This is a genomic window from Vibrio anguillarum, assembly GCF_003390515.1.
Lineage (GTDB): Bacteria > Pseudomonadota > Gammaproteobacteria > Enterobacterales > Vibrionaceae > Vibrio > Vibrio anguillarum.
In genome coordinates, this window is the sequence record NZ_CP031479.1 from 3,017,621 (window position 1) to 3,019,847 (window position 2,227).

General features: G+C 41.2%; 2 protein-coding genes. Both read right to left on the bottom strand.

All coding sequences use genetic code 11. The annotated features are described in order from the left end of the window. Positions 1–271 precede the first annotated feature (271 nt). The gene (locus tag DD616_RS16485; protein WP_080525070.1) at positions 272–943 is read right to left on the bottom strand and encodes a hypothetical protein; all 672 of its coding nucleotides are present in this window, start codon (positions 941–943) and stop codon (positions 272–274) included. A 798-nt stretch (positions 944–1,741) separates the two neighbouring features. Beyond that, positions 1,742–2,194: a hypothetical protein gene (locus DD616_RS16495; RefSeq protein WP_065770147.1), complete on the bottom strand. Its 453-nt coding sequence runs from the start codon at positions 2,192–2,194 to the stop codon at positions 1,742–1,744. Positions 2,195–2,227: the final 33 nt, after the last annotated feature.

Genomic DNA, 2,227 nt, shown 5'->3' on the forward strand with positions numbered 1-2,227 from the left:
CTAAAACTGATTGAGGCAAACCAAGAACCTTGCTTGTTTTACGGTTTGAGTTAGCCAAGAATTTGAAGGTAAAAATGCCCATTTGCCGACAACATAAAACGAATGGCCGGAGAAATCCCAAACGATTGAGCACCTAAACTTACCTGAGTTGCATAACGCCCAATTAAGGTGCGACAACGCTATACACCCAAACTAAACCATTGCACCGTAAACACAAACTTCAAACCGGAGTGAACTTGCCAAGCGTTAGGAGTCACTCTTAAATTGTTTGTTATGTTTGTTGCTCAATATTGCGTTCGGCTCGCTTTAACCGCAGGTAAGCAAATATCCCAGCAATAGATACTAACGCAGTACCCGCAGCCATGAGCATAGGGAAAGTACTCATATACAGTTTCATTATCAACGATGAGCTTTCTTCGACCTTCGTATACATTGACATAATAGTCAACGCAACACTCATAGCTCCCGTAAACAAACCAAGTACAACACTCATCTGTTGGTTTTGTTTTATTTGGTAATGCTTATCAAGCATTTTTGTTTCCGCGTCAGTTATATCTATTTCAGGTTCAATTTCCACGACTAAGTGACTCAAAATAGAGCAGTATTCCTGCTTTGCTTCCGAAGATATAAAACTAGAATCCATTATCTCTTTTATCAGCTCTTCTGCGATTTGCTTCGGTTGGAATACGTCGACTGAATTAACTTTATACTTTCTCGAGGTCGCCATAATCAAAGATTTAAGAACAGTCTCAGTTGGCATAGAACCCTCAGGGATTCCCGGACGAAGCGCATAGAGTACTTCTTTATTTACCATATCTAGTTTTTGATAGTATTCACGGTTATCTCTCTTAGAGAAGATATATCTTGTAATTAAGGCAACAATTAAGCCACTTAATATGCCACCTCCTATCCCTACTACCCATTCATTTGATAAAAAGTCCAAATATTCCTCCAAAACATAACGCCCGGCTAAGGGGTTGACAACGCACCGCTGAACTTAAAAAAAACACTGTAAACACTGAACTTCAATTCTGCACTAAAGCCGCCACGCGTTGACAATCCCTCTTGAGCCGTTTGTTAGGCCAACCGATTGACAACGATACTTTCACAACAAAAGAACAAGGCTTGTTTGAAAATTGAAAACGCCGCGTTAAGGGGTGAGTGCCGCATAAACCAACTTTCCGCAGACCACTTTCACCACCAAAACTCACTGCAAACCAAAAATGCCACGCGGCATGAATCCCTCTTAAACGCCTTGTTATGTTTAAGGCTCAAAGGGTTGAGTTTGCGATACCAAGAGCTTAACTCGACTTACCTTTGCAAACCAAAATCAGACGCTAAAAAGCTGAATTAACTCATAAATTTGACTGTACTGACTTTGAATTTCAACGTAAGAAACCGAAAAGCCGGGCTTTAACTTTGAAATCAAAATCACTTCACTCACCTCGCCTACACTCTGCATTTCAATGAGGCAACTCTCTGAACTTTTAGCGCCCACGAATTGGAGTCCAGAAAACAGCGACCACTGAAGTTAACCTGCCGACAAGAGCAAAATTAGAAATACGAAGGAACAAAGAAAAGATGCAACCAACTGATTTTACGTGACTAAACATAACGCCGCGTTAAGGGGCGCAGGCACGCAATACTAAAGCTACCGCACAGTGCCGTAACCACTGAACCCAACGCAAACCGAAAATGCCACGCGTGCCAAGTCCCTCTTGAACGCTTTGTTATGTGTAATTTAAGGGCAATCTTGTGCTACTTTTGGTAACTCAACTTTATCTAAACCAACTCTAGCACCACAATAAAAGACGTACTCAGAACAATGATGATTAGAGTCCTTTATTGTCAATGAGTTATCTTTAAAGGAGAATTCTAGATCGCAATTAATGTTGTATTCGGCCTCACTGTAGCTATAGACGAGTTTATTGTCGACATAGTTCATTTGCAGTGGCCCACCAACGCCTTCAATCGGAGAAGCAATATGGCAAACATGAAAATTAGCCCCCCAAATAAGACCCTCGACCGAGTAGTTTCCAGCAGACCTTGAAATTTTTACGTAAGTAGACTGAATCTCTGACTCTTCAGATGAAAAACTGGTTATCTCATCAGCAACCAAATAACACCCTTCAATTGATTCAGCATACACATAAGGCACACACAGCAAACCTAAAACAGCTGCGAATTTTTGCATAGTATCCTCATTACACATAACGCCCGGCTAAGG